The sequence below is a fragment of the Staphylococcus cohnii subsp. cohnii genome (assembly GCF_002902365.1).
GTDB lineage: Bacteria > Bacillota > Bacilli > Staphylococcales > Staphylococcaceae > Staphylococcus > Staphylococcus cohnii.
The window spans coordinates 22,107-45,611 of the sequence record NZ_PPQC01000025.1 but is presented as its reverse complement, the minus strand read 5'-3'; the positions used below and the strand labels follow the sequence as shown (position 1 = coordinate 45,611).

Annotated in this window: 24 protein-coding genes and 2 pseudogenes; 22 read left to right on the top strand and 4 right to left on the bottom strand. The window is 31.3% G+C overall.

Annotated features, from left to right (window positions below):
- Window positions 1-266: pseudogene (locus CD032_RS13300) on the top strand (hypothetical protein); the annotation flags it as partial.
- Here the strand turns inward: CD032_RS13300 and CD032_RS04835 are convergent.
- Complete coding sequence (locus tag CD032_RS04835) at window positions 164-550, bottom strand: rhodanese-like domain-containing protein (protein ID WP_019469337.1); 387 nt, start codon at window positions 548-550, stop codon at window positions 164-166. The pseudogene CD032_RS13300 and the gene CD032_RS04835 sit on opposite strands and share 103 nt — an antisense overlap.
- A 173-nt stretch (window positions 551-723) precedes the next feature.
- Here CD032_RS04835 and CD032_RS04830 point away from each other — a divergent pair, with 173 nt between their 5' ends.
- On the top strand, window positions 724-1,554 hold the full coding sequence (locus CD032_RS04830) for a lipoate--protein ligase family protein (RefSeq protein ID WP_019469336.1): 831 nt from the start codon (window positions 724-726) through the stop codon (window positions 1,552-1,554).
- 99 nt (window positions 1,555-1,653) lie between these two features.
- On the opposite strand, the gene CD032_RS04825 is transcribed toward CD032_RS04830, so the two are convergent.
- Window positions 1,654-1,872, bottom strand: a complete 219-nt coding sequence (locus CD032_RS04825) for an SA1362 family protein (RefSeq protein ID WP_019468390.1) — start codon at window positions 1,870-1,872, stop codon at window positions 1,654-1,656.
- A 27-nt stretch (window positions 1,873-1,899) separates the two neighbouring features.
- Entirely contained in the window at window positions 1,900-2,481 is a 582-nt protein-coding gene (locus tag CD032_RS04820) for a hypothetical protein (RefSeq protein WP_019468389.1), read from the bottom strand.
- A 103-nt stretch (window positions 2,482-2,584) separates the two neighbouring features.
- Between CD032_RS04820 and CD032_RS04815 the strand changes: the two genes are divergently transcribed.
- The 18 genes from CD032_RS04815 (at window position 2,585) to CD032_RS04730 (ending at window position 19,915) form a co-directional block, all read left to right on the top strand.
- A complete protein-coding gene (locus tag CD032_RS04815; protein ID WP_019468388.1) occupies window positions 2,585-3,643 on the top strand; it encodes a M24 family metallopeptidase in 1,059 nt (352 codons plus the stop codon).
- Window positions 3,644-3,670: 27 nt separating this feature from the next.
- Window positions 3,671-4,228, top strand: coding sequence for an elongation factor P (gene efp / locus CD032_RS04810; protein WP_019468387.1), 558 nt, complete (start codon window positions 3,671-3,673; stop codon window positions 4,226-4,228).
- Between the two features lie 252 nt (window positions 4,229-4,480).
- The gene (gene accB / locus CD032_RS04805; RefSeq protein WP_019468386.1) at window positions 4,481-4,954 is read left to right on the top strand and encodes an acetyl-CoA carboxylase biotin carboxyl carrier protein; all 474 of its coding nucleotides are present in this window, start codon (window positions 4,481-4,483) and stop codon (window positions 4,952-4,954) included.
- Window positions 4,954-6,303 carry an acetyl-CoA carboxylase biotin carboxylase subunit gene (gene accC / locus CD032_RS04800; protein ID WP_040030036.1) on the top strand — a complete coding sequence of 450 codons (1,350 nt, stop codon included), beginning with the start codon at window positions 4,954-4,956 and terminating at the stop codon, window positions 6,301-6,303. Before accB ends, accC begins: the two co-directional genes overlap by 1 nt.
- Before the next feature lie 21 nt (window positions 6,304-6,324).
- The gene (locus CD032_RS04795) at window positions 6,325-6,687 is read left to right on the top strand and encodes an Asp23/Gls24 family envelope stress response protein (protein ID WP_019468384.1); all 363 of its coding nucleotides are present in this window, start codon (window positions 6,325-6,327) and stop codon (window positions 6,685-6,687) included.
- 113 nt (window positions 6,688-6,800) lie between these two features.
- Window positions 6,801-7,187, top strand: a complete 387-nt coding sequence (nusB, locus tag CD032_RS04790) for a transcription antitermination factor NusB (RefSeq protein ID WP_019468383.1) — start codon at window positions 6,801-6,803, stop codon at window positions 7,185-7,187.
- A gap of 14 nt (window positions 7,188-7,201) precedes the next feature.
- Entirely contained in the window at window positions 7,202-8,542 is a 1,341-nt protein-coding gene (gene xseA, locus CD032_RS04785) for an exodeoxyribonuclease VII large subunit (RefSeq protein ID WP_019468382.1), read from the top strand.
- Window positions 8,532-8,777: an exodeoxyribonuclease VII small subunit gene (locus CD032_RS04780; RefSeq protein ID WP_019468381.1), complete on the top strand. Its 246-nt coding sequence runs from the start codon at window positions 8,532-8,534 to the stop codon at window positions 8,775-8,777. Before xseA ends, CD032_RS04780 begins: the two co-directional genes overlap by 11 nt.
- Window positions 8,764-9,651: a polyprenyl synthetase family protein gene (locus CD032_RS04775; protein WP_019468380.1), complete on the top strand. Its 888-nt coding sequence runs from the start codon at window positions 8,764-8,766 to the stop codon at window positions 9,649-9,651. The genes CD032_RS04780 and CD032_RS04775 overlap by 14 nt, the downstream gene beginning before the upstream one ends.
- Before the next feature lie 308 nt (window positions 9,652-9,959).
- Window positions 9,960-10,412: a transcriptional regulator AhrC/ArgR gene (ahrC, locus tag CD032_RS04770; protein ID WP_019468379.1), complete on the top strand. Its 453-nt coding sequence runs from the start codon at window positions 9,960-9,962 to the stop codon at window positions 10,410-10,412.
- 20 nt (window positions 10,413-10,432) lie between these two features.
- A complete protein-coding gene (recN, locus tag CD032_RS04765) occupies window positions 10,433-12,109 on the top strand; it encodes a DNA repair protein RecN (protein WP_019468378.1) in 1,677 nt (558 codons plus the stop codon).
- A 76-nt stretch (window positions 12,110-12,185) separates the two neighbouring features.
- Entirely contained in the window at window positions 12,186-13,088 is a 903-nt protein-coding gene (locus CD032_RS04760; protein WP_103211232.1) for a phosphate acyltransferase, read from the top strand.
- A gap of 463 nt (window positions 13,089-13,551) precedes the next feature.
- Entirely contained in the window at window positions 13,552-14,973 is a 1,422-nt protein-coding gene (gene lpdA / locus CD032_RS04755; protein ID WP_019468376.1) for a dihydrolipoyl dehydrogenase, read from the top strand.
- Between the two features lie 16 nt (window positions 14,974-14,989).
- Window positions 14,990-15,988 carry a thiamine pyrophosphate-dependent dehydrogenase E1 component subunit alpha gene (locus tag CD032_RS04750; RefSeq protein ID WP_019468375.1) on the top strand — a complete coding sequence of 333 codons (999 nt, stop codon included), beginning with the start codon at window positions 14,990-14,992 and terminating at the stop codon, window positions 15,986-15,988.
- The gene (locus CD032_RS04745) at window positions 15,981-16,964 is read left to right on the top strand and encodes an alpha-ketoacid dehydrogenase subunit beta (protein WP_019468374.1); all 984 of its coding nucleotides are present in this window, start codon (window positions 15,981-15,983) and stop codon (window positions 16,962-16,964) included. The genes CD032_RS04750 and CD032_RS04745 overlap by 8 nt, the downstream gene beginning before the upstream one ends.
- A 12-nt stretch (window positions 16,965-16,976) precedes the next feature.
- Window positions 16,977-18,257 (top strand): dihydrolipoamide acetyltransferase family protein, encoded by a 1,281-nt coding sequence (locus CD032_RS04740; protein WP_019468373.1) that lies wholly within the window; start codon window positions 16,977-16,979, stop codon window positions 18,255-18,257.
- A gap of 212 nt (window positions 18,258-18,469) precedes the next feature.
- Window positions 18,470-18,907 (top strand): bacilliredoxin BrxB, encoded by a 438-nt coding sequence (gene brxB, locus CD032_RS04735; RefSeq protein ID WP_019468372.1) that lies wholly within the window; start codon window positions 18,470-18,472, stop codon window positions 18,905-18,907.
- Window positions 18,908-18,919: 12 nt separating this feature from the next.
- A complete protein-coding gene (locus CD032_RS04730; RefSeq protein ID WP_019468371.1) occupies window positions 18,920-19,915 on the top strand; it encodes an aromatic acid exporter family protein in 996 nt (331 codons plus the stop codon).
- 415 nt (window positions 19,916-20,330) lie between these two features.
- On the opposite strand, the pseudogene CD032_RS13065 reads toward CD032_RS04730, so the two are convergent.
- Window positions 20,331-20,420 (bottom strand): annotated as a pseudogene (locus CD032_RS13065) (hypothetical protein); the annotation flags it as partial.
- Window positions 20,421-20,630: 210 nt separating this feature from the next.
- Between CD032_RS13065 and CD032_RS04725 the strand changes: the two are divergent.
- Together CD032_RS04725 and gnd are read left to right on the top strand one after the other, a co-directional pair.
- Complete coding sequence (locus CD032_RS04725; RefSeq protein WP_019468370.1) at window positions 20,631-21,770, top strand: M20/M25/M40 family metallo-hydrolase; 1,140 nt, start codon at window positions 20,631-20,633, stop codon at window positions 21,768-21,770.
- Window positions 21,771-21,838: 68 nt separating this feature from the next.
- Window positions 21,839-23,248, top strand: a complete 1,410-nt coding sequence (gnd, locus tag CD032_RS04720; protein ID WP_103211231.1) for an NADP-dependent phosphogluconate dehydrogenase — start codon at window positions 21,839-21,841, stop codon at window positions 23,246-23,248.
- The last annotated feature ends 257 nt before the right edge of the window (window positions 23,249-23,505 follow it).

The following is a 23,505-nucleotide window of genomic DNA, read 5'->3' as shown; positions in this document are numbered from 1 at the left end:
TTATGGCATTGAATGTAAGGAAAATAGTAGCTCAACGAGCTACACTATTTGATAAAAATAAAGAAAACGACAATTTCTACATTATTTCAATAGAAATTATCGTTTTCTGTTTAGTCAGAGACATTTATGTCCGAACTCAATCTTTAAATGTTTATTTAACCATTTACTTTTTTGATTTGATTTTACCAGTCCATTTTTTATATCCGCCTTTAAGCATGAATATATCTTTATATCCGTTCTTTTTTAATATTCTAGCGGCACGATAACTGGCAATACCATTCGCATCACAAAGATAGATTGGTTGATCCGTTCTCAATCCCTGAAATCTTTGTTTAAACATTGTGATTGGAATGTTACGAGCACCATTAATATGACCATAATCATAGTCTACTTTTTCTCTCACATCAATCACTTGAGCTTTTCGCAAACCATTATGGAATTCATTTTGGTTTAATTCTGTTACCGCTTTTTTGTTCAAATATTTATTGAACAACATATAAGCGACGATTACTATTAATATTGCTAAAGCTATAAACCAAAAATTACTCATCTTGCATCCTCCCTAATTAACCGATATTATATATTATAAGACTGTTAGCATAAATTATCAAAATATTTTTATCATGATAATTACATAATACTGACATTTTTGTACAATTATTGAAAACGATAACACACATTGGATGTTATCACAATTTAATTTTAATGAATGGAGTTTTGATTGTGACTGAAACATGGCATTTTATCAACACGGGTAGTAATGATCCATTTTACAATATGGCAATGGATGAAGCGTTATTAAATTTTGTTTCCAGAGGTGAGATTGACCCAGTAATAAGATTTTACACATGGGATCCAGCTACACTTTCAGTTGGTTACTTTCAAAGATTGACAAAAGAAATTGATATAGACAAGGTGACAGATAAAGGTTACGGCCTTGTTAGAAGACAAACAGGCGGCAGAGGCGTCTTACATGACAAAGAATTAACTTATAGTGTTATTGTACCAGAATCCCATCCGAACATGCCTAAAACTGTTACAGAAGCATATAGGGTCATTTCTGAGGGTTTGCTTGAAGGATTCAAAACATTAGGTTTTAATGCTTCTTTTGCTATTCCACGATCCAAAGAAGAAAGGTCTAAATTAAAACAACCAAGAAGTGCAGTTTGTTTCGATGCTTCGAGTTGGTATGAATTAGTTGTAGAAGGACGTAAAATTGCAGGAAGTGCTCAAATGAGACAAAAAGGTGTTATACTGCAACATGGTTCATTGTTACAAGATATAGATATCGATGATTTGTTTGATATGTTTATATTTAAAAATGACCGATTGAAAGAAAAAATGAAACAAGCTTTTGTTGATAAAGCAGTAGCAATTAATGATATTTCTGATCGCTACATTACTATAGATGAAATGGAAAGCGCATTCGAAAGTGGATTTAAAAAGGGATTAAATATCAATTTAAAACCTTTAGAATTAACCCCACAACAAAATGATGAAGTTGAAGCATTAATTGAAAAGTACAAATCATCAGAATGGACTTATCGAAAATAATTATATTCTTTATAAAAAGCATTCACCCTACAATATTTTCAAATATTGTAGGGTGAATGCTTTGATTTTTCGTTAATGTTAAACTTTTAAAGTTTAACATTAACTCTTTTTATTTCTTTTTCTATACTTTCTTTGGGCACGCTTATATTTTCTTTGATCTTCAGTTAAAAAGAAAAAATAGTAAATTAAATAAATTATACCTGCAAAAATAGCTAAACTTATGGCCATTTTTACAAAACTAAATAAAAATGCATCTAAGTTAAGTATTAAACCAACTAATGCAATTGCGATTACGATATAGAATATTGCTTGTTTCAAAATAAACACTCCTATTTATATATCACGTTACTCATTACTTATACTTACTTTTGATAAAGTAGTTTGACCTTTATTAAGTTTCTTCTTATCTTTTTCGTTATAACCATCCCTTATATCACTCATAGCTGAATCTAGTGATTTGTTTAATTTAGTAATACTTTTATGTTTCTTTTTATCTTCAGCATTCATTTTATCTTTATCAATTTTATTTTTATATGTAGAAAAAGCAGCATCAATTTTATTAGTAATATCTGTTAATTTGTTTTGAGTTTTTTCACTTTGTTTATTTTTTGAAACCTCATCTTCAATATTATTATAATCATCAATTGCTTTTGCGACATCTTGATAATATTCAGAAGACGCCTTAATATGATTCAGCTTATTTTTATTACTTTTTGCATTCTTAATATTGTTTTTATCTTTTTCTAATGCAGTAATATTTGTTTTTTCTTTTTTTATTTCTAATTTTAAATCTTGAATATCACTTTTTAATTTATGATTTTCATCGCGAAGTTTTGTTGTTTTCTCTTCTAATGGCCCTAAATTTTGGCTCCCACACCCAGCGAGTATACACGAAGCGCTTAAAATAGCGAATAATTTTTTCTTCATAACTCTCTCCTAATTCAAAAACTATAAATTGATACATTAATTATGCTATCATTTTAATGTATATATTGGAAATGTACAAATTTATTGAATAGGGTGATTACTGTTGAATAGAATAGATAAATTAAAAGCTGCTCTAAAAACAAAGCATTTAGAAGCAATTATCGTTTTATCTGATTATAATAGACGCTACTTATCTGGATTCACTGGAACCAGTGGTGCACTTATTATTACAAATGAAGAAAAACTATTACTTACTGATTTCAGATACATAGAACAAGCGACTACTCAGGCTACTGATTTTAAAATAATTAAGCAACAGGGACAATTGATAGAATCTATTAAATCAACACTTGAAGAATTAAATGTGCAAAATGTTGGCTTTGAAGGTGATTTAGTGAGCTATGATACTTATTTACAGTTAAGTAAATCTTATATTAGTTTAATAAGTATTTCTGGATTAATTGAAAAAATTAGAGAAGTCAAAGATGAGCAAGAAATAGCAAATATTCAAAAAGCTGCTCAGATTGTTGATGATGCTTATGAGTATATTTTAACGGTTGCTAAAGCAGGAATGACAGAACTTGAGTTGAAAGCAAAATTAGAAAGCAAAATGCTAGATTTAGGTTCAGAAGGTCCGTCCTTTAATACAATTGTTGCCTCTGGAGTCAGAGGGGCGCTCCCACATGGCGTAGCAAGTGATAAAGTCATTAATCAAGGAGAATTAATCACCTTAGATTATGGTGCTTATTACAATGGATATGCCTCAGATATTACGCGTACTTTTGCTATAGGCGAACCGGATGCTCAGTTAAAAGAAATATATCAAATTGTATTACAAGCAAATGTAAAAGGAATTGAAGCAGCTAAAAAAGGAATGACCGGAAAAGAACTTGATGCAGTTGCAAGAGATTATATCACTGAAAAAGGATATGGTGAAGCGTTTGGTCATTCACTGGGCCATGGTATTGGATTAGAAGTACACGAAGGTCCAAATTTATCTAAAAAATCTGAATCTCCATTAGAGTTAAATAATTGTGTTACAATTGAACCCGGTATATATTTAGATGGAATTGGTGGCGTACGTATTGAAGATGATATATTAATTACAGAAAATGGTTGCGAACGCTTTACTAAATCGTCTAAAGACCTTATTATTTTATAGAAGACCTTATATTAAGGAGGAAACTGAATGATTTCGGTTAATGATTTTAAAACAGGTTTAACAATCTCTGTAGATAATGGAATTTGGAAAGTTTTAGATTTCCAACACGTAAAACCAGGAAAAGGTGCTGCATTTGTACGTTCTAAATTACGTAATTTAAGAACAGGTGCTATCCAAGAGAAAACATTTAGAGGCGGAGAAAAAGTTGAAACTGCTATGATTGAAAATCGCCGTATGCAATATTTATACGCTGATGGAGATACGCATGTTTTCATGGATAATCAAACATTCGATCAAATTGAATTATCTGCTGATTATTTAGAACACGAATTAAATTTCTTAAAAGCAAATATGGAAGTTCAAATTCAAAGTTATGAAAATGAAACTTTAGGTGTTGAATTACCTAAAAACGTTGAACTTACAGTCACAGAAACAGAACCAGGTATTAAAGGTGATACTGCTACCGGTGCTACAAAATCTGCGACAGTAGAAACAGGTTATACTTTAAATGTGCCACTATTTGTTAATGAAGGAGATACTTTAGTAATTAACACTAGCGATGGTAGTTACGTATCAAGAGCTTAATTCATCAACTTCACACATAATATGAATACAGTATCTTGCAAATTACTAAAAAGCCTTTCCAATTATTTAAATGGAAGGGCTTTTGTTATTTATGCGTAAAAGGAAAATAATCATGACACAAATTATAGTTAACCATTGATTAAATATAGTAATTAATGAGTTATAATAGAAAATATGTATATGCTTGAATTGAACATTTCACTAAAGTAAAATAAACTAGGTAATGAAAACAATCTGAAGGAGTCAGTATTTATGAATTTTAAAGAAATTAAAGAATTAATTGAAATTCTTGATCAATCCAGCTTGACTGAAATTAATATAGAAGATAAAGGGAATATAGTTAATTTAAAAAAAGAGAAAGAAACTGAGATTATTACACCTCAAGTTTCACAACAACCGATGCAACAAATTGCACCACAACAATCGGCTGTATCAAATCAACTCGATGCTCAAAGTACAGAAGAGACAAGTTCTTCTCAAGAAAATGATAACTTAAAAACGATAAATGCACCGATGGTTGGTACGTTTTATAAATCACCTTCACCAGAAGAAAACCCATATGTTCAAGTAGGAGATTCTGTTTCAAACGAATCTACTGTATGTATTTTGGAAGCTATGAAATTATTTAATGAAATACAAGCAGAAGTCACAGGGGAAATTGCTGAAATACTAGTAGAAGACGGTCAAATGGTAGAGTATGGCCAACCGTTATTTAAGGTGAAATAATGAATAAAATTTTAATAGCAAATAGAGGGGAAATTGCCGTAAGAATTATACGTGCATGTCACGATTTAGGATTGCAAACTGTAGCAATATATTCTGAGGGAGACAAAGATGCATTACATACTCAAATTGCTGATGAAGCATATTGTGTCGGTCCCACTCAATCTAAAGATTCTTACCTAAACATCCCTAATATTTTATCCATTGCAACTTCTACAGGATGTGATGGTGTCCACCCTGGATATGGTTTTTTAGCAGAAAATGGTGATTTTGCTGAACTGTGTGAAGCTTGTCAACTTAAATTTATTGGTCCAAGTTATGAATCAATTCAAAAAATGGGTATTAAAGACGTAGCTAAAGAAGAAATGAAACGTGCTGAAGTTCCTGTAGTTCCTGGAAGTGAAGGATTAGTTAAAGACATTAAAGAAGCTAAGAAAATTGCAAAAGATATAGGTTATCCTGTTATTATCAAAGCTACTGCTGGTGGTGGTGGTAAAGGTATACGTGTCGCACGTGATGAAAAAGAATTGGAAACTGGCTTCAAAATGACACAACAAGAAGCAGAAACTGCTTTTGGTAATAGTGGATTATATCTTGAAAAATTTATTGAAAACTTTAGACATATTGAAATACAAGTGATGGGAGATAGTTATGGTAACGTCATCCATTTAGGAGAGCGAGATTGTACAATTCAAAGACGTATGCAAAAACTTGTGGAAGAAGCACCATCTCCAATCTTAACTGATGCTAAAAGACAAGAAATGGGTAATGCAGCAGTAAGAGCAGCAAAAGCTGTAAATTATGAAAATGCTGGTACTATTGAATTTATTTATGATTTAAACACTAATGAATTCTATTTCATGGAAATGAATACGCGTATTCAGGTAGAGCATCCCGTTACAGAAATGGTAACTGGTATTGATTTAGTAAAACTGCAACTTAAAGTTGCAATGGGTGAGAAATTGCCATATACACAAAAAGATATTGAAATCAAAGGGCACGCAATCGAATTTAGGATTAACGCAGAAAATCCGTATAAAAACTTTATGCCTTCCCCAGGGAAGATTACACAATATCTAGCACCAGGTGGTTTTGGAGTAAGAATCGAATCCGCATGTTATACTAATTATACAATCCCTCCATATTATGATTCTATGGTAGCAAAATTAATTGTTCATGAACCATCAAGAGATGAAGCAATTATGACTGGATTGAGAGCTTTAGGTGAATATTTAGTATTAGGAATTGACACTACAATTCCGTTCCATATTCGACTTTTAAATAATGATATATTTAAAAGCGGTAAATTTAATACTAACTTCTTAGAAACTTATAATATAATGGATGAATAATCTAAATAGGAGGTTTGTGAAATGGTCAAAGTAGCAGAATCATCACATTCCAATTTAGGAAAAATAGAAATAGCACCTGAGGTTTTGACTGTTATAGCAAGTATAGCAACCTCAGAAATAAAAGGCCTAGAAGGACACTTTAAAGAAATTAAAGATCTAAGTGTTGAAAAAGTTACAAAAAAACAATTAGCACGTGGCATTAAAGTAGATACAAAAGATGATGGTATTCATATAGATGTTTATTGTTCATTTTCATACGGCATAAATATCTCAGAAACTGCAAGAAAAATACAAAATGCCATTTATAACTCATTATCTACGATGACAACCATCATACCAAATCAAATTAATGTTCACATTACACATATCGTATCTACAAATTAAAAATAGCACTATGACTTTAATGTAGTCATAAAACAGGAGTTCCATAATCAAGTGATTAACAAAATTCTATTTTATATTAGTCATAAAGCGTACAATGCTAAAAGGAGTTTATAATGAGTCGAAAAGAATCTAGAACACAAGCCTTTCAAACACTATTTCAATTAGAAATGAAAAATAGTGACTTAACGATTGATGAAGCAATTAGTTTTATTAAAGATGATAATCCGGATTTAGAATTTGATTTTATTAATTGGCTAGTTACTGGTGTAAAAGATCATGAATCTGTGTTAGATAACAAAATTGCGCCACATTTAAAAGATTGGACGATCGACAGGTTATTAAAATCTGACCGTATCATATTAAGAATGTCAACTTTTGAGTTGTTAAATAGCGAAACGCCACAAAAAGTAATCATCAATGAAGCAGTTGAATTAGCAAAACAATTTAGTGATGATGATCATTATAAGTTCATCAATGGTGTATTAAGTAATATTGAATAAAAGAGTGATATAATATGTCAGATTATTTAAGTGTGTCAGCTTTAACTAAATATATTAAATATAAATTTGATCAGGATCCACATCTACAAAATGTATTGCTCAAAGGAGAGCTTTCTAACTTTAAAAAACATAGTAGCGGTCATCTTTATTTTAATGTTAAAGATAAAAATAGCGTAATCAGTGCAATGATGTTTAAAGGAAATGCTTCAAAAATTGACTTCGAGCCTAAAGAAGGTGACGAAGTGCTTTTAGAAGCACGTGTTTCTGTATATGAAAGACGTGGCAATTATCAAGTTTATGTTAATAAAATGCATATAGATGGCATTGGTAATTTATATCAAAAATTAGAACAATTAAAAAAGAAATTAACCAAAGTTGGGTATTTTGATCAAAACCACAAAAAAATGATTCCTAAGTTTCCTGAAAAAATTGCTGTGTTGACTGCTGGCACTGGTGCAGCAATAAGAGATATCCACACAACTATCAATAGTCGATATCCTTTAGTTGAACAAATTCAAATTAACACTTTAGTACAAGGTGAGCAGGCTAAGCATGATATCATTGAAAAAATAAAACAAGCTGATGATTTAAATGTAGATACTATTATAATTGGTCGTGGTGGTGGTTCTATAGAAGATTTATGGAACTTCAATGAAGAAGATGTTGTAAAAGCGATTTATACATGTAAAACACCAATTATATCAGCAGTGGGTCACGAAACAGACTTTACACTTAGTGATTTCGTAGCAGATGCACGTGCAGCAACACCTACACAAGCAGCAGTGATGGCTACTCCTGATCAATATGAATTAAGACAATATATTCAGCAACAAAAATTTTCTCTAACTAGGTTTATGAAACAACAAATTCAACATCGAAAACAGTATCTACAACATGTTGCTTCATACTATAAATTTAAAACGCCAACTTTGTTATATGATCAACAGATCCAAAAACGTGATGATTTAGAGAAACAACTTAATTTATCAATAAACTTTAAAGTCAATCAACAGGTACAAAAATTACAATTAATAAAACAGAATTTCAACTTAAAACATTTCAAACAAAGTATTCAGAGAGAACAAGCAACGATCAATCAACAACAAACGAATCTTGTAAAATTAATGAATCACCTCATTGTAAAACAAAGAAATAATTTAACTAATAAAATAGAGAATTTGAATAATCTTAGTCCAACCAATACAATGTTACGTGGTTATACGATTGTGAATAAAGAAGATAGGATAGTAACGAGCACGAGCGATTTAACTGAAAATGATAATATTGTATTAACAATGAAAGACGGTTCTGTTGATGCACAAGTTATGAAAGTAAGGTGTAAAGATGACGAATAAATCACAAAGTTTTGAAGAAATGATGAAAGAATTAGAAAATATAGTTCAAAAATTAGATAATGAAAATGTTTCTTTAGAAGAATCTTTAAACTTATATCAACGAGGTATGACATTATCAGCAAATTGTGATGAAACATTGAAAAATGCTGAAAGAAAAGTGAATGAACTTATGTCTGAAGAAAATGTTGAAAGCGATGAAGAAACTGAAAAGGAAGAAAATCATGATGAATCATAAAATTGACAATTTAACTGGTGAAATAAATAAATTATTGCAAAATTCAATTCCGAATTCATCACTAAATACAGATTTAGAAAATAGCATGAGATATTCGTTAGAAGCAGGTGGTAAACGAATTAGACCTGTTTTGCTTTTATTAACACTGGATATGCTAGCAAAGGATTATAAACTTGGCTATTCTTCAGCACTTGGATTAGAAATGGTACATACGTATTCTCTTATTCATGATGACTTACCGGCAATGGATAATGATGATTATCGAAGAGGCAAATTGACAAATCATAAAGTATATGGTGAATGGAAAGCAATACTTGCTGGTGATGCATTGCTCACTAAAGCTTTTGATATTATTATTAATGATGACAATCTGAAAGATGATGTTAAAGTAAAACTTATCAAGCGCTTGTCATCTGCAAGTGGACATTTAGGTATGGTGGGCGGCCAAACGCTAGATATGCAAAGCGAAGGTGAAGGATCTTCAGTTGACCTGAATACGTTAGAACATATACACCATGCTAAAACAGGGGCGTTATTAAAATTTGCTGTAATGGCTGCAGTAGATATTGCTGAACCAGAAACAAATGTCGCCGGTTTATTAGAATCATATAGTGAGCATTTAGGATTAATGTTTCAAATAAAAGATGATTTATTAGATATTTACGGCGATGAAGCAAAACTAGGAAAAGCTACAGGTAGTGATATCGAAAATGATAAAAGTACTTACGTTTCATTGTTAGGACAAAATGGTGCAGAAGAGAAGTTAAAATCACATACTGAATCTGCATATGCTTGTTTAGCTCGTTTACCTGAGCAATATGACACAAGTAATTTAAAATTTATAATTGAATTATTTAATAATAGAGAATCTTAAAAGACTTAGTAACTGTTATTGTCCTTTTATATTATTTCAAACATTTAGTCATGCTACTGATCGTAGCATGATTTTTTTATTAAAACGAATTTATAATTTTATAAATAAATATTCATTTGCCACTAAAATTGTAACAGTATTAGCCTTATAAAATAGAAGTATGTGCAATATTAAACAATCTTAGGAAATAGGCAAGTAGTATATATAACAGTGAATAAAAGTATTTCAATTAAATTAACTTTAGTAGTAGTATCATCATCCATGTGTTAAAATTATTGTATAAATATTCGTTTATAGAGGTGCTATACATGGCAAAAAAATCAGTTAGACATATTAAAATAAGAGAAATTATATCTAATGAAAAAATTGAAACACAAGATGAATTGGTAAAGCGTTTAAATGAATATGAGTTAAATGTAACTCAAGCAACTGTTTCTCGCGACATTAAAGAATTACAATTAATTAAGGTACCCACACCTTCTGGTCAATATGTTTATAGTTTACCTAATGACAGAAAATATCATCCCTTAGAAAAACTCGGTCGTTACTTAATGGATTCATTTGTAAATATTGATGGTACAGGTAATCTTTTAGTACTTAAAACATTACCTGGCAACGCTCAATCAATTGGCGCAATCCTAGACCAAATAGACTGGGATGAAGTGCTAGGCACAATTTGTGGTGATGATACTTGTTTGATTATATGCAGAGATGAATCTGCAAGCGAAAAAATTAAAACGCGTATCTTTAATTTACTATAAGTATAAGGAAGTGATTATGAATGCTACAAACCTTATCGATTAAACAATTCGCAATTATAGATGAATTAGAAGTGAGTTTTGGTGATGGCTTAACTGTTTTAAGTGGTGAAACTGGTGCTGGTAAATCAATTATTATAGACGCAATTGGGCAACTCATTGGCATGCGTGCATCATCAAACTATGTTAGACACGGTGAGAAAAAAGCAGTGATTGAAGGTATCTTTGATATTGATAATAGTAAAGAAGCCATTTCAATACTTCATGATTTATCAATCGATATAGATGAGGACTTTTTATTAGTAAAAAGAGAAATATTTAGCTCTGGTAAGAGTATTTGTAGAGTTAATAATCAAACAGTTACTTTACAAGATTTGCGAAAAATAATGCAAGAATTGTTAGATATACATGGCCAACATGAAACACAAACATTATTAAAACAAAAATATCATTTACATTTATTAGATAGTTATGCAGAAAATACATATCAAACGCTACTTGAATCGTATGTTGATACTTTTGATAAATATAAAGCTAAGAAAAAAGAATTAGCTGAGTTAGAGTCAGCTGATCAAGCATTATTACAACGGCTAGACTTGTTGAAATTTCAATATGATGAATTACAAGAAGCGAATCTTATAGAAAACGAAGTCCCACAACTTGAAACTGATATCAAACGTATTCAAAATTCCGAAAGTCTTAGTTTAGCGTTAAACAACGCACATATTACATTAACGGATGAGCATGCCATTACAGATCGTTTATACGAATTGAGTCATCAATTACAATCAATCAGTGAAATTTTACCGGAAAAATACGATGCATTAAAAGAAGATGTCGACCAGTTTTATTACACACTTGAAGACGCTAAACATCAATTATATGATGATTTAACGAATACAGAATTTGATGAACAATATTTAAATGAATTAGAATCCAGGATGAATTTATTAAATAGCTTAAAGCGTAAATATGGTAAAGATATCAATGAACTCATTATGTATCAAGATAAAATGGCTGACGAAATTAATAAGATTGAAAACTATGAAGAAAGTACTGCTCAATTACGTCAAGAAATAGATGATTTATATAAAAATGTTATGCAATTAGGGGAAAAGTTATCACAAGAAAGAAGAATTGTCGCTCAATCTTTGCGTAATCATATTGTAGATGAAATCCAAAACCTTCAGATGAACGATGCTAATTTAGAAATTTCATTTAAAACATTAGACTCACCTAATCGAGAAGGTATAGAATTTGTAGAATTTTTAATCAGTCCAAATAAAGGCGAACCTTTAAAAAGCTTAAATAAAATAGCCTCTGGAGGAGAATTGTCCAGAATTATGTTAGCGTTAAAAACTATCTTTGTAAAAACTAGAGGCCAAACAGCCATTTTATTTGATGAAGTAGATTCTGGTGTGTCTGGTAAAGCTGCTCAAAAGATGGCAGAAAAAATGAAAGGACTGGCTGAACACATTCAAGTGATATGCATCTCGCATCTACCACAAGTTGCATCAATGAGTGACCATCATTTATTTATTAGTAAAAATACAGATGATGAAAGAACAACAACGCAAGTTAAAGAATTGTCAGGAGAAGAACGTATCGATGAAGTAGCGAGAATGATTTCAGGTGCTACTGTGACAAAATTAACCAGACAAAATGCTAAGGAAATGATAGAACAGAATCACAATCTATAATAAAAATTTAAATTCATTATTGTTATTTTTAGTGCTAGCTGAATTTGATAAATAATCGGTGAAGGATGTTGATTTTATGCGATTCCAACAATTAGTTGAACCATGTGAAACAATGGCTGGAAATGTAGCGGTTTTATATGCAAATGATGAGAAAATGATAGCAGTATTAGTTAAAGCATTAGAATTAACTAACATAGATAATTTTATTTATGATACCCAAGACACTACGGAAATCATACGTTCTTTTGATTTAGAACCACAAATTTTAAATAGAATTCATGTGCTAACATTTTCAAGTGATTACGAATTACTAAAACAATGTTCAGAAGATCTATCACAAGGAAAAGTTACCGTTTTAATGAAAGGGAAAATGAAAGCCACATCAATGATTTCTTTTCTTTTAAGTAATAAAAACTTTATAGATCAATATGGCTTTTTAAATCATGTTGCATGCTTTAGTATACCTAATTATCACAAAACTTTAATGATTAGTGATGTCGCATATAACGTAGCTCCGACAATTGAAGAGAAAAAGCAAATCATTAAAAATTTAACTACTTTCAGCAAAACGCTAGGTTATGATGAATTTAACATAGGTTTATTATCTTCAGTAGAACAAGCATCTAAAAAGATTTTGTCATCTATAGATGGTGAAAAATTAAAAAATATTTTCACATCTGATACAGATGTGAAAATAGATGGCCCCATTCTTTTTGATCATGCAATCAGTAAAAAAAGAGCAATTGAAAAAAATAATACATCTAGTATTGCTGGTAATGTTGATGCACTTCTAGTTTCCAATATAGATGTTGGGAGTGTATTGTTAAAATCTTTAACTTATTTTGGCAATGCTTCTGTTTCTAGTTTGTTACTAGGAGCAAAATTCCCTATTGTCTTCACATCGAGGACAGAAAGTAAACAAAATAAATTAAACTCATTATTACTTGCTTTGAAGTCGCAAAATGGATTTAACTTCTAATTATATTTGAATTTTTACACTATTATTTGGGTTATTAATTTTATAATATTGAATTTTGATGTAAGATAGTAAAGGATATAAATGAATAGAAAATTATTATTTTGCGCTTGTATTAAGTAAAGGATGAAGAATACGATTTTTCTATAAAAGACTTATTGTAATCATAGTAATCATCAATATTTCATTAACTAGACAATTCTTTTAAAGTGTAGAATTAAAGTATTTGAAAAATGAAAGAGTTTAGAAAATTAAAAAACACGCATTGAAATCACTTTTAAAACTCAAAGGTGATTTTATTCGCATGTTTAAAATAATTAATTTCAAACAATTCAGTTTAATAAAAATTTAAATCTGTTATGAATTTAATTTTGTTGTTATATATTGATTTTCAATTACTTTGCTCAATTTTTTGTTTAAATACGATTATTGACATAATACTAAGATTACAGTTAGGAGTAAAAATATGGCAGACGAAAAATATGATTTAATAATTTTAGGTGGAGGTACTGCTGGGTATGTGTCAGCAATTAGAGCATCTCAATTAGGGAAAAAAGTTGCACTTGTAGAAAAGTCACTTTTAGGTGGCACATGTTTACATAAAGGATGCATACCAACAAAAGCACTTTTGAAATCAGCTGATGTATTAAGAACAGTAGCAAATTCGAGTGAATTTGGTGTAGATGTAGATGCATTTAAATTAAATTTTTCACGCATTCAAGCACGTAAAAAAGAAGTTGTCCAACAAATGTTCAAAGGTGTTGAACAACTTATGAATCAAAATAAAATTGACGTATTTAATGGGGTTGGACGAATATTAGGTCCATCTATTTTCTCACCTCAAAGCGGTACTATTTCAGTAGAATACGAAAATGGTGAATCGGAATTAATTCCAAATAATAATGTATTAATCTGTACTGGTTCATCTCCATTGCCTTTACCCTTTTTACCATTTGATGGAAACACTGTGTTATCCAGTGATGATATATTAAAACTAGATAAATTACCCCAATCACTGGCAATCATCGGTGGAGGTGTCATAGGTTTAGAATTCGCATCTTTAATGACAGATTTTGGGGTTGAAGTAGCTGTCATAGAAGCAGGTAAACGTATCTTACCGACTGAGAGTAAATCCATCGCAAATACATTAAAAAATGATTTAATACAACGTGGTGTGAAATTTTATGAAAATACACAACTATCAAATGAACAAGTTTCAATTGAAGACTCTGGTATCAATATTTTATTGAATGATGAAACGGCTCATTTTGAAAAATGCTTAGTCGCAATTGGTAGAAAGCCAAATACGCATGATATTGGCTTGAATAATACAAAAATACAACTATCAGATGCCAACCATATAATCGTAAACGAATATCAACAAACTCAAGACAAACATATATATGCTGCAGGCGATTGTATCGGTAAATTACAACTCGCACATGTAGGATCTAAAGAAGGCATAACGGCAATCGACCATATGTTTGATGCTTCACCAATATCCGTTGACTATGATAAAATGCCAAAATGTGTTTATACGCAACCTGAAGTTGCAAGTATTGGGCAAAATTTAGAACAAGCAAAATCTAAAAAGTTTAATGCAAAAGCCTTTAAAGTTCCGTTTAAAGCAATCGGCAAAGCTGTTATAGAAGATGTTACAAATCAAAAAGGCTTTTGCGAAATCATAATCGATCAGGATAATGATACTGTACTTGGACTTAATATGATCGGTCCGCACGTAACAGAATTAATTAATGAAGTATCATTAATGCAATTTATGAATGGCTCCACTCTAGAACTTGGATTAACTACTCATGCTCATCCATCGCTGTCTGAAGTGTTAATGGAGTTAGGCTTAAAAGTTGAAAACAGAGCGATTCATGTTTAAATAAGGAGGAAATAAGATGTTTGATTATAAATCAGTTGGACTCGAAGCGTCTGACTTACAAACCATGTATAAATGGATGGACTTAGGTCGTAAAATTGATGAGCGTATGTGGCTTTTAAACCGTGCTGGGAAAATCCCATTTGTCATAAGTTGTCAAGGGCAAGAGGCGACACAGATAGGTATGGCATATGCTATGCATGAGGGAGACATATCTTCACCTTATTATAGAGATTTAGCGTTTGTAACTTATATGGGCATGACAGCATTAGACTCAATGTTAGCTGCATTCGGTAAACGTGATGATATAAATTCCGGTGGAAAACAAATGCCTTCTCATTTTGGAAAAAGAGAAAAAGGTATATTATCTCAAAGTTCTCCTGTTGGAACACAAATATTACACGCTGTAGGTGCTGCATTAGCATTAAAAATGGATAATAAACCTAATATTGCTATGGCAACTGTGGGAGAAGGTAGTTCAAACCAAGGAGATTTTCATGAAGGTCTCAATTTTGCTGGTGTTCATAATCTTCCATTTATTTGTGTGATTGAAAACAACAAATATGCAATTTCAGTACCCGACACGCTACAATATGGTGCAGAAAAATTATCTGATCGTGCTATTGGTTATGGTATACATGGCGAGCATGTAGATGGTAATGATCCGATAGCAATGTATAAAGTAATGAAAGAAGCAAGAGAACGCGCATTGAATGGTGAGGGATCGACATTAATCGAAGCAATGTGTACAAGAATGACTGCACACTCATCAGATGATGATGACAAGTATCGTACACAAGAAGAACGTGATGGGTTAAAATCATTAGATTGCAACCTAAAATTCAAAATTTTTTTATTAGAAGAAGGTATCATTGATGAACAATGGTTAGATGAAATAGAAAAAGAACATAAAGAGATTGTAAATCAAGCAACAAAAGAAGCTGAAAAAGCACCTTATCCATCACCAGAAGAAACTTACACATATGTCTACGAAGAAGGGAGCTTAAATAATGGCTAAATTATCTTATTTAGAAGCAATTCATCAAGGCCTAGACCAAGCAATGGAAAAAGACAATGACGTTTTTGTATTGGGTGAGGATGTAGGAAAAAAAGGTGGCGTGTTTGGAGTCACGTTAGGTTTACAGCAAAAATATGGAGAAGCAAGAGTATTAGATACACCACTTGCTGAATCGAATATTGTAGGTACTAGTATTGGTGCTGCTATGTTAGGTAAACGACCAGTTGCAGAAATTCAATTTGCTGAATATATTTTACCTGCAACGAACCAAATTATGAGTGAAGCAGCAAAAATGAGATACCGTTCTAATAATGATTGGCATTGTCCTATTACTATTCGCTCTCCATTTGGTGGAGGTATACATGGCGCACTTTATCATTCACAAAGTGTTGAATCCATTTTCGCTTCTACGCCGGGTCTCACAATAGTTATTCCTTCCACACCATATGATGCTAAAGGTCTATTACTTTCATCAATAGAATCCAATGATCCCGTATTGTATTTTGAACATAAAAAAGCGTATCGTTTACTTAAAGAAGAAGTACCTGAATCGTATTATACCGTCCCAATTGGTAAAGCAGATGTTAAGCGTGAAGGCGATGATATAACTGTATTTACTTATGGTCTTTGTGTCAATTACTGTATTCAAGCAGCTGATATGCTTGCTGAAGATGATATAAATGTTGAAGTGGTTGATTTACGCACAGTCTATCCTTTAGATAAAGAAACAATTATTGAGAGAGCTAAATTAACAGGTAAGGTTTTATTGGTCACTGAAGATAACCTAGAAGGTAGTATCATATCTGAAGTTGCTGCAATTATTGCTGAAAATTGTCTGTTTGATTTAGATGCACCGATAATGAGACTTGCTGGACCAGATGTTCCTTCAATGCCATTTGCACCAACACTCGAAGATGAGTTTATGATTAATCCAGATAAGATAAAAATTAAAATGCGTGAACTCGCAGAATTTTAAGGAGGCACAATGATGGAAATAAAAATGCCTAAACTCGGAGAAAGCGTGCATGAGGGCACAATAGAACAATGGCTCGTTTCAGTAGGCGATAAAGTAGAAGAGTATGACCCACTTTGTGAAGTTATTACGGATAAAGTAACTGCAGAAGTGCCTTCATCATATGCTGGTACAATCCGCGAAATTATTGTGGAGGAAGGTACAACAGTAGAAGTAGGCGAAGTGATTTGTTATTTAGATACTGAGGAAGAACTGTCTAATGAAAATACCGATAACAATACTACAAACGAACAAGATGAATATACATCAGAAGCAACACAAACTATGGCTGATTCCTCTGATGTAAATGATAGCACGATTGACTCATCAGATAATCTTCCGAAAAATAACGGACGCTTTTCACCGGTAGTATTCAAACTTGCGTCTGAGCATCAAATTGACCTTTCACAAGTCAAAGGGACTGGCTTTGAAGGTAGAGTAACCAAAAAAGATATAGAGAAAGTAATCAAAGAAGGTACTAATAAACTAGGCTCAGAAATCATCGCTCCTAAAGACTCTCCGAAAGTCAATAAGCAAGTTCAATATAACGAACCATCTCCCGGCTCTGCGATTCCAGTAAATGGTGTTCGCAAACAAATAGCTGAAAATATGGTGAACAGTGTTAATGAAATCCCACATGCTTGGATGATGGTAGAGGCAGATGCTACAAACTTAGTTAAAACAAGAAATTATCATAAAAATAGTTTCAAAGAAAATGAAGGTTATAACCTCACTTATTTTGCGTTCTTTGTAAAGGCAGTTGCAGAAGGATTAAAAGCATATCCTTTACTCAATAGTAGTTGGCAAAATTCTGAAATAGTTATGCATAAAGATGTCAATATTTCAATTGCAGTAGCTGATGAAGAAAAATTATATGTTCCTGTAATCAAAAATGCAGATGAAAAATCCTTAAAAGGCATTGCTAGAGAAATAAACGATTTAGCGCAAAAAGCACGTAATAAAAAATTAAGATCTGAAGATATGCAAGGTGGTACTTTTACGGTCAATAATACTGGTACATTTGGCTCAGTATCATCTATGGGTATTATCAATCACCCAGAAGCCGCTATACTGCAAATTGAATCCATCATCAAAAAACCCGTTGTTATTGATGATATGATAGCTATTAGACACATGATTAATCTATGTATTTCTATTGACCATCGTATATTAGATGGTTTGCAAGCAGGTAGATTTATGAATTTCGTTAAGACAAGAATTGAGCAATACTCTATAGAAAATACAAGTATTTATTAGTTTTTATTGTATAAACAAGTGCTAATTTATATGAAAATGGTAAGTTAGAAATCAATTTTGCTTATTTTGATTTCTAACTTATTTTTTAATGATTATTGTTCAAGTATTACACGATTAGTAAACTTACTTTCTCATTAAACACACATGTTGAACTATTGTCTATATATTAGTAAAATGAAATTAATAAATTGATAATGAAAGGTGATTTGAATATGGATTTAAATTTTGATTTATATATGAATGATGTAGTACGCCAAGCAAGAAATGAAATCGAGGAAGCGGGTTATGAACAATTAACAACAGCAGATGAAGTTGATAAAGTGTTCAGTCAAGAAGGTACATCACTTGTTATGGTTAATTCAGTTTGTGGTTGTGCAGGTGGAATTGCTAGACCAGCAGCTACGCATGCTTTACATTATGATAAATTACCAGACAGACTAGTAACAGTGTTTGCTGGACAAGACAAAGAAGCTACACAACAAGCAAGAGATTATTTTAAAGGATACGCACCGTCAAGCCCATCATTTGCATTAATAAAGAATGGTGAAATCACACAAATGATAGAACGTCATCAAATCGAAGGCCATGATGTGATGGACGTTATTAATCAATTACAAAATTTATTTGATACTTATTGTGTTGAAAGATAGAGGTTGACACCGATGATGCGATTAAATCCATATCGAATCGGATTTAGAACAATTAAAACTGCTGTAGGTATGGCACTAGGAATTATCATTGCTAAATTAATGGGATTAGATAATTTTGCTTCTAGTGCCATTTTAGTAGTGCTTTGTATTAAACATACCAAAGTGCATTCACTTCAAGCAATTATATCTAGATTTGTATCTTGTATATTAATCCTTATAATAGGGTCAATAGCTTTCAGTTACTTCGGTCAAAATGCTATTATTTTAGGTCTAATCGTCTTATTTTTTATACCGCTCACTGTTGTATTTAAAGTACAGGAAGGCGTAGTTACAAGTTGTGTCATTTTGTTGCATGTATTTAATGCTGAAGTGATTGACATGCATTTGTTTATCAATGAAATTTTATTATTAATTGTGGGCCTTGGTATTGCATTTATAATGAATCTAATCATGCCTAGCCTAGACTTTAAACTTAAACAATATAAAGAAGAAATAGAAAATCAATTTACAACAATTTTTGAAACGTTTAGTAATACTTGTAAAGAACCTAATGCTTCATTAAGTATTTCATTCAACCAATTACAACTTACGATTCAAAAGGCAAAATCAATTGCATTTAGGGATGTTAAAAATCATTTTGTACGTAATGAAAATTCTTACTATCATTATTTTGATATGAGAGAAGAGCAATTAGAACTACTTGAAAGAATGTCTAAAATGATACAAAACATTGAAACGAAAGATACGCTGTTAACTAAAATCAGCAGTTTATTTTTGGAAGTGGCTCATAACGTAAATAGTAATGACTATACGGTGTTACGATTGCATTCTCTCTATGAAATTAAAATAGAGTTAGAACAATTAGAGTTACCAAATACACATGCTTCATTTAGAACTAGAGCTAGTATTAAACAACTACTCAATGAATTAGAAGAATATTTAGAAGTTAAATCACAATTTGGATCCTTAAAATTACATAAAGATACAAAATCAACAATTTTTTCATAGAAAGCATCAATAATAATCACCTTGGCCTAGGTAAGAAAATGACATCTATTTTCTTTATACCTAGGCCATAATTTTTCTTGATTGTAAATTTCTTTTGTTTTTGGTTCCGAAGGCTTTTGATTGATTGGGACTTTGAAATATTTTTAGTTATAATTTCTCCTTATTTTTTTCATAGTAATATATTGTGAAAATACATATAAATGCGACGTATTTTAGCGAGACGCTTGAGTGAAGTTGAAAACTACAGGATAAAGCTGTCGCTTAAGAAAGGGAGCCAACAATACGAAACATTGAATAAAAAAATAGCACTCAGATGAATTGAATTAAATCACCTAAGTGCTATTTTAAACGGATTTATGACCAAATCCGATAGACAAAAATTTTTTAAAGTTAAGATAAAATTAAGTTTATAATTTTAACTCGTTAAAGGAACTATACTTGTCAAGATTAGTGCAAGTACTACTGCTACCAACATAACTACAATTATAAATCTAAGCACTTTATTGTTATTCAATCTTTATTCCTCCATAATATACCCAATGCATCTTATTAATTATTATTGTACTTTGAAGCATCCACAATAATTTTAAATATCATTATTTTAACAATGTATATTATAACATAACAAGTCTAATACGTATAAACATATTTGTTTTACTAAACTTTAAACTTATGTAAACTAAAATAAATTGTGATTATAGAAAAGGGGATAAATATGATAAATGAAGAACGTCTATTAGAGACATTTTTAACACTCGTTCAAATTGATTCAGAAAGTGGAAATGAACAAACTATACAAAACCATTTAAAAAAATTGATGGAACAACAAAATATAAATATCAGTGAAGACAATGCAAGTATTCAAAATGAAGCATTAGGTGCTAATAATTTAATATGCACATTAAAGGCTACTCCAAATTTTGAACATCTTGAGAAAATATATTTTACAAGTCACATGGATACGGTTGTACCAGGTCAAAATATTGTACCGACTGTAAAAGAAGATGGATACATATACTCAGATGGAACTACAATTTTAGGTGCAGATGATAAAGCAGGTTTAGCAGCTATTATAGAATTTATCCGTGTCATTAATGAACAAAATTTGCCCCATGGTCAAATACAATTTATTTTAACTGCGGGAGAAGAAATAGGTTTAGAAGGTGCGAAAACTATTGATAAAACTTTACTAGACGCAAATTATGGCTTTGCGATTGATGCAAGTGTTCCAGTCGGTACAACAGTAGTAGGTGCGCCAACTCAAATGAAATTAAATGCCACAATATTTGGAAAAACTGCACATGCCAGTACGCCTAATCATGGAATTAGCGCAATAAATGTAGCTGCAAAAGCAATTAGTGAAATGAACTTAGGTCGAATAGATGAATATACTACAGCTAATATCGGGCGCTTTGAAGGTGGATCAGCTACTAATATTGTGGCTGAAAAAGTAACATTAAATGCAGAAGCACGTTCACATTCAGATGAAAGTATTATCAAACAAGTGAATCATATGAAATCTGTATTTGAAACAACTGCAAAAAAGTATCATTGTCATGCAGAAGTAGAAATCATCAAAAGTTATCCAGGATTTAAAATTTCTGATGATGCAACAGTTACTTCTATAGCAAAATCTAGCGCTTTATCTTTAGGTTTAGAGGCAAATACCGTCATTGCTGGTGGCGGATCTGATGGTAATATAATCAATCAACTTGGTATACCAACAGTCATTTTAGGTGTCGGTTATGAAAACATTCACACTACTGAAGAAAGAATTTCAATTAAATCTTTAAATCAGTTAGCTAACCAACTTTTAAGTATCAACGATGTGCTTATTAAACAATCTATAAACTGATTAAGTGAATATAAAGATACCTTTGTGATACAATGTACTAGAAAACTTTAATAAGAGAGGTTAGTTAAATGACACAACAAATAGGTGTAGTTGGTTTAGCCGTAATGGGTAAAAACCTTGCTTGGAATATTGAATCACGCGGATACAGTGTATCAGTTTTTAACCGTTCTTCAGAAAAAACAGATGAAATGGTAAAAGAATCTGAAGGAAAAAACATACATCCAACATATTCAATGGAAGAATTTGTAAATTCCTTAGAAAAACCCCGTAAAATTTTATTAATGGTAAAGGCTGGTACAGCAACAGACGCAACAATTGATACGCTATTACCATTATTAGATGATGATGATATTTTAATTGATGGTGGTAATACAAATTATCAAGATACAATCAGACGCAACAAAGCTTTAGCTGAAAGTGGTGTTAACTTTATTGGTATGGGTGTATCTGGCGGTGAAGTTGGTGCATTGACTGGACCTTCACTTATGCCTGGTGGACAAGAAGCAGCTTTTAATAAAGTGAGTCATATATTAGAAGCAATATCAGCAAAAGCAAAAGACGGTGCACCATGTGTAGCTTATATTGGTCCAAATGGTGCGGGTCATTACGTTAAAATGGTTCATAATGGTATAGAATATGCTGACATGCAATTAATTGCAGAAAGTTATGCAATGATGAAAGACTTGCTAGGTATGTCACATAAAGATATTGCTCAAACATTTAAAGATTGGAATGCTGGTGAATTATCAAGTTATTTAATAGAAATTACTGGTGATATTTTCAATAAATTAGATGATGAAACAAATGGTCCGTTAGTTGAACAAATATTAGATACAGCTGGCCAAAAAGGTACAGGCAAATGGACATCTATAAATGCTTTAGAATTAGGAATCCCTTTAACAATTATCACTGAGTCTGTATTTGCTCGTTTTATTTCTTCAATTAAAGAAGAACGTGTAAATGCTTCAAAACAATTAAATGGACCTAATGCCAAATTTGAAGGTGATAAGGAAGCATTCCTTGAAAAAATCCGTAAAGCACTGTACATGAGTAAAATTTGTTCTTATGCACAAGGTTTTGCTCAAATGAGAAAAGCTAGTGAAGACAATACATGGAACCTTCAACTTGATGAGCTTGCTATGATTTGGCGTGAAGGTTGCATTATCCGTGCTCAATTTTTACAAAAAATTAAAGAAGCATATGATAATGATAGCGATCTACAAAACTTATTGTTAGATCCTTATTTCAAAGATATCGTTACGAATTATCAAGAAGCTTTACGTGACGTTGTTGCAACAGGCGTTCAAAACGGCGTTCCAACACCAGGTTTTTCAGCAAGTATTAACTACTATGATAGTTATCGTTCAGAAAATTTACCAGCTAACTTAATCCAAGCACAACGTGATTACTTTGGTGCACATACTTATGAACGTAAAGATCGTTCAGGTATTTTCCATACACAATGGATTGAAGAATAATTTAGATATTTTATAATAGTTAGTTTTTGAATAACTATCTCAGAAGACCTAAAATTGTCAGAGACATACACAATTCAGGCTTTAAAATATATTTATTAACATAAATAAATAATAACTTCAATTTATGGAGTGAAATTAAAACACTTTCGTTGAATTCGTAATAAAAAATGAATTTATACGGAAGTGTTTTTTTCGTTTTAAAAATAATAAATATATTCATTTGTAAGCGATTGCGCTAAAATTTTGACTTTTATACG

Bases quoted from the DNA above. Each gene is read 5' to 3' on its own strand.
- CD032_RS04835 (WP_019469337.1), bottom strand. From the start codon at position 550: ATGAGTAATTTTTGGTTTATAGCTTTAGCAATATTAATAGTAATCGTC.
- CD032_RS04820 (WP_019468389.1), bottom strand. From the start codon at position 2,481: ATGAAGAAAAAATTATTCGCTATTTTAAGCGCTTCGTGTATACTCGCT.
- efp (WP_019468387.1), top strand. From the start codon at position 3,671: ATGATTTCGGTTAATGATTTTAAAACAGGTTTAACAATCTCTGTAGAT.
- accB (WP_019468386.1), top strand. From the start codon at position 4,481: ATGAATTTTAAAGAAATTAAAGAATTAATTGAAATTCTTGATCAATCC.
- accC (WP_040030036.1), top strand. From the start codon at position 4,954: ATGAATAAAATTTTAATAGCAAATAGAGGGGAAATTGCCGTAAGAATT.
- CD032_RS04795 (WP_019468384.1), top strand. From the start codon at position 6,325: ATGGTCAAAGTAGCAGAATCATCACATTCCAATTTAGGAAAAATAGAA.
- nusB (WP_019468383.1), top strand. From the start codon at position 6,801: ATGAGTCGAAAAGAATCTAGAACACAAGCCTTTCAAACACTATTTCAA.
- xseA (WP_019468382.1), top strand. From the start codon at position 7,202: ATGTCAGATTATTTAAGTGTGTCAGCTTTAACTAAATATATTAAATAT.
- CD032_RS04780 (WP_019468381.1), top strand. From the start codon at position 8,532: ATGACGAATAAATCACAAAGTTTTGAAGAAATGATGAAAGAATTAGAA.
- CD032_RS04775 (WP_019468380.1), top strand. From the start codon at position 8,764: ATGATGAATCATAAAATTGACAATTTAACTGGTGAAATAAATAAATTA.
- ahrC (WP_019468379.1), top strand. From the start codon at position 9,960: ATGGCAAAAAAATCAGTTAGACATATTAAAATAAGAGAAATTATATCT.
- recN (WP_019468378.1), top strand. From the start codon at position 10,433: ATGCTACAAACCTTATCGATTAAACAATTCGCAATTATAGATGAATTA.
- CD032_RS04760 (WP_103211232.1), top strand. From the start codon at position 12,186: ATGCGATTCCAACAATTAGTTGAACCATGTGAAACAATGGCTGGAAAT.
- lpdA (WP_019468376.1), top strand. From the start codon at position 13,552: ATGGCAGACGAAAAATATGATTTAATAATTTTAGGTGGAGGTACTGCT.
- CD032_RS04750 (WP_019468375.1), top strand. From the start codon at position 14,990: ATGTTTGATTATAAATCAGTTGGACTCGAAGCGTCTGACTTACAAACC.
- CD032_RS04745 (WP_019468374.1), top strand. From the start codon at position 15,981: ATGGCTAAATTATCTTATTTAGAAGCAATTCATCAAGGCCTAGACCAA.
- CD032_RS04740 (WP_019468373.1), top strand. From the start codon at position 16,977: ATGGAAATAAAAATGCCTAAACTCGGAGAAAGCGTGCATGAGGGCACA.
- brxB (WP_019468372.1), top strand. From the start codon at position 18,470: ATGGATTTAAATTTTGATTTATATATGAATGATGTAGTACGCCAAGCA.
- CD032_RS04730 (WP_019468371.1), top strand. From the start codon at position 18,920: ATGATGCGATTAAATCCATATCGAATCGGATTTAGAACAATTAAAACT.
- CD032_RS04725 (WP_019468370.1), top strand. From the start codon at position 20,631: ATGATAAATGAAGAACGTCTATTAGAGACATTTTTAACACTCGTTCAA.
- gnd (WP_103211231.1), top strand. From the start codon at position 21,839: ATGACACAACAAATAGGTGTAGTTGGTTTAGCCGTAATGGGTAAAAAC.